4 protein-coding genes are annotated in these 3,709 nt (G+C 61.6%); 2 read left to right on the forward strand and 2 right to left on the reverse strand.

Annotated elements, in window-relative coordinates; translation table 11 throughout:
- Nucleotides 1-356: histidine phosphotransferase family protein (locus tag ENZ74_RS25430; protein ID WP_245471004.1), on the reverse strand; the 356-nt coding region annotated here is incomplete at its 3' end.
- 391 nt (nt 357-747) lie between these two features.
- Between ENZ74_RS25430 and ENZ74_RS25435 the strand changes: the two genes are divergently transcribed.
- Complete coding sequence (locus tag ENZ74_RS25435; protein WP_224621527.1) at nt 748-1,284, forward strand: EipA family protein; 537 nt, start codon at nt 748-750, stop codon at nt 1,282-1,284.
- A 176-nt stretch (nt 1,285-1,460) separates the two neighbouring features.
- Nucleotides 1,461-2,597: a hypothetical protein gene (locus ENZ74_RS25440; RefSeq protein ID WP_063168874.1), complete on the forward strand. Its 1,137-nt coding sequence runs from the start codon at nt 1,461-1,463 to the stop codon at nt 2,595-2,597.
- Between the two features lie 92 nt (nt 2,598-2,689).
- On the opposite strand, the gene ENZ74_RS25445 is transcribed toward ENZ74_RS25440, so the two are convergent.
- Nucleotides 2,690-3,505, reverse strand: coding sequence for an RNA methyltransferase (locus ENZ74_RS25445; protein WP_063168873.1), 816 nt, complete (start codon nt 3,503-3,505; stop codon nt 2,690-2,692).
- Nucleotides 3,506-3,709 lie beyond the last annotated feature (204 nt).

Consider the following 3,709-nt stretch of genomic DNA (forward strand, 5'->3'; position numbering starts at 1 on the left):
AGGTTGAGCAGCAGCTTGACCTTGTTCTTGGGCAGCAACGCGCGGGGCCCGTTCCAGGTCAGTTCCGGCTTTTCGTTCTTGAGGAAGGCGATGGCGACCGCTTCGGCATCGCCGGTATCGATCAACATACCGGCCGAACCGGCGGCACCGAAGGCGATGCGGGCGAACTGAAGGCGGGCCGAAGCGTTGCGGGCGCTCTGACGGATCAGCTTCATGGCGTCCTCATCGGCGCCGCCTTCATCAAGCAATTCGAGCCCGTTGTTGATCGCGCCGACCGGCGAGATGATATCGTGGCAGACCCGGCTGCACAAAAGCGCTGCCAGATCGGGTGCGGAAAGGGTGAACAGATCGGCCATCGGCGAAAAATCCCTGCAAAATCTCACAACTCATGGCCGGGCGATCGATCGTCGCCTGCCACACGAATCACGCACTCTCTCCTCAGGCTTTCTGAATACACAGCGCCCGTGCGTGCAGCAACAAATCCAAATTGTGGTTGTGGCAAATGGCGTGTTCACGCAGGCTGCCGACCCCAATTGAGCGACCCCAAACAGCCTTCGAACCGCCATGTTCATGTGGGAGCTTAATGGTTGAAAAAGGATTACGGCATAATTTGCCCCTAACAGTTACCCTTAACGGCCGGCTAAAAGAGCCGTACGGGGTGCGAGGCGTCGGCGAAGGTGCTCCCTGACGGAGATTGGAAGCATGTTTTCCCGATACTACGACCGGAGCTTTCTCCGTGTCTTCTCAATGGCGGTCACGCTCCTGGGCGTTCTCGTCTTCTCGACTTCAGCCCTGCGGGCCCAGGAATACACCGCTCAGGAGATTGTCGATTCCGGTCACAAATTTTTTGGCGCCACATCGGGCGGACTCGCCACGGTGATCGAGAAGATTTTTGCCTCCTACGGCCTGCCCAACGGCTATCTGCTGGGCGAAGAGGGTTCTGGTGCGCTGATCGGTGGCCTGACCTATGGCGAAGGCACGCTCTACACCAAGAATGCCGGCGACCACAAAGTGTTCTGGCAAGGCCCGTCGCTCGGCTGGGATTTCGGCGGCGAGGGGTCGCGGGTGATGATGCTGGTCTACAATCTCGATGATGTGGGCAGCCTCTACAACCGCTATGGCGGCGTTGCCGGTTCAGCCTATGTGGTGGCGGGCGTCGGCTTCAACGTGCTGAAGAACAACAATGTTCTCCTGGTGCCGATCCGCACCGGCGTCGGTGCTCGGCTCGGCGTCAATCTCGGCTATCTGAAGCTTACCGAGCGGGCCACGTGGAATCCGTTCTAGGCTGAAGTCCTTGGCTGTCGTTGTCCAAAACCGGGACCGCTTTTGGGTCGACATGCATTAAACTCGTACCGTTGCGGCAAACCCTTGCCGCAACGCTGGATTTCCGCCATGTCAACGTGGCACAGTCAAAGCGATCTATGCGCTTTTGATGCTTGCCGGCCACAACGGGTAGTCACTTGGTCCAGTCGGTCCTGTTCTTCGTCCTCGGCTTTCTCTGCGCTGGCTTTCTGGCGCTCATGGTGGCTCCGGCCATATGGCGTCGTGCGGTCGCGCTTACACGCAAACGCATCGAATCCTCGATCCCTCTGACGCAGACCGAGATCCAGGCGGACAAGGATCGCATCCGCGCCGAATACGCCATGACGACGCGCCGCCTGGAAATCAGCGTCAAGGCGTTGCGTGAGAAGGCGGCCGAACAACTGGTCGAGATCAATCGCGGTCGCGAGGCCATGAAGGGCCTGGCGGTCGAGCGGACTGACAAGAACCAGGTGCTGACCGAGCTGGGCGCGAAGAACGAAGCGCTGCGTCAGCGAGAGGGCGAGTTGCAGCAGCTTTCGGAGCGTCTGAAGGAAACCGAACGCAAGCTGGAAAAGCGCGCCCTTGAGCTGGAAAAGCTGGAGCGCATGTATGACGACGCCAGTTTTTCCTCGAGCAGCCGGCAGATCGAGCTCGTGGCGCGAGAGTCCGAAATGCAGAAACTCGCCAGTGACATTGCGATGCTGCGCGGCCAGCGCAAGGAAGCCGACAGGCGCGGCCAGGAAATCGCGGCCGAAAGCAAGGCCGCGCGGGACGCCCTGAAAGCCGAGAAGAAAAAGACCGCCGAGCTCGACAAGAAGGTCGAACGGCTGCTGGCCACACTTGCCGATCGAGAAGACAAACTCGACCGCCGCGAAAAGGAACTGGCACGCATGCGCGAAAGATCGAAATCCGAGGACAGCGCGCCAGCCTTGCGGCTGGTCGGCAAGGGCGGCGATGTCGCGAGGAGCGATGATTTCGACAAGGCAATCGCCAAGCTCGATAGCGACCGTGAGCAGCTCGAGGCGAGGCTGACGGCGCTGGCGCGCGAGAACAAACGGCTGAAGGCGGATCTCACCGCACTGGCCGCCTCCAAGGCCGCTGACAGCAGCTCCGCCTTGCGCGAGCAGATGAACGAGCTGGCGGCGGAGGTCGTCCATCTGACGGCCAAGCTCGAGGGGCCTGGTTCGCCGATCGCCATGGCATTGGCGGTACCGTCGGACGCACGCTCCGGCAACGGTGACCGCAGTCTTGCCGACCGCGTGCGCGCGCTGCAGAAGGCTGACGCGACAAGCTGAGATCAGGTCTCCTTAGAGCATTTCACCGTTTCACGGAAACGGCGAAATGCCCTAACTCTTTGCTTTGAGGCAATTCTGGACGGAAAACCGCTTCACACTTTTCCTAGAATTGCTCTAGCCGAAAAATGATGCAGCGCGATGGCTGAAGCCGCGGCGACATTCAGGCTGTCGAAGCCTTCCGCCATGGTGATCCGCACGTCGTGCAGGCTTGCGAGCAGGTCGTCCGGCAAGCCTTCGCCCTCGGTGCCGAGATAGAGCGCCAGGCGCTCGCTGCGCTGCGCATCGCGGATGTCGGTCTCCCCGCGGGGCGAGAGCGCGAATTGTTCGAAGCCACGTCGGGCGAGCATCGTTGTGAAGCCGGCGGTGTCGGTGAACGATGCGAACGGGATCTTGAGCGCGGCGCCGACCGAAACGCGGATCGCCTTGCGATAGAGCGGGTCGCAGCACGTCGCATCCAGCAAAACCGCGTCAGCGCCAAAGGCGGCGGCGTTGCGGAAGATCGAGCCCACATTGTCATGATTGGCGATGCCGACGAGCACCACGACCAGCGCACGAGGCGGCAAGCCATCGAGCAGGGCTTCGGCCGGCTGCGGCGCTCCCTTGCGGCCCATGGCCAGGATGCCGCGATGCATGTGAAATCCGGCGATTGCGTCCATCACCGCGCTGGTTGCCACATAGACCGGGAGATCGGCGGGCGCCTTGCTCAGGATCTTGTCGAGACCCGCCAGCCGGTTTTCCAGGACGAGGACCGATTCGGCGGCAAAGCGTCCAGTTGTGAGCAGCAGGTCGAGCACCACCTTGCCTTCGGCGACGAAGCGGCCTTGCCGGCCGGCGAGGTCACGCTCGCGAATGTCGAGATAGGCAGCGACGCGCGGATCTTGCGGGTCGTCGATGCGAATGGGATCCATGCATTCCTCGCGACCGTCGCATCGGCCCGAAAATCCGGACCGCTTCCCGGCGCTCACCTTGTTTGGAAAGCACGATGCGACAATTCGGGACAATCAGCCAGCTTTGTGCGCCCCAAATCGGCGCATGCCGCTCTGAATCACCGGCGAGATCGGCGGCTGTGTGGTCAGGTTCCAGCACGGCGCAAGCGGTGCGCCATCTGGGAC

Origin of the sequence: Mesorhizobium sp. M7A.F.Ca.CA.002.15.2.1 (assembly GCF_003998715.1) — a bacterium.
GTDB classification, from domain to species: Bacteria; Pseudomonadota; Alphaproteobacteria; order Rhizobiales; family Rhizobiaceae; genus Mesorhizobium; species Mesorhizobium ciceri.

Excerpts from the sequence above, each read along its gene's own strand:
- ENZ74_RS25435 (WP_224621527.1), top strand. The coding sequence starts at position 748 with ATGGCGGTCACGCTCCTGGGCGTTCTCGTCTTCTCGACTTCAGCCCTG.
- ENZ74_RS25445 (WP_063168873.1), bottom strand. The coding sequence starts at position 3,505 with ATGGATCCCATTCGCATCGACGACCCGCAAGATCCGCGCGTCGCTGCC.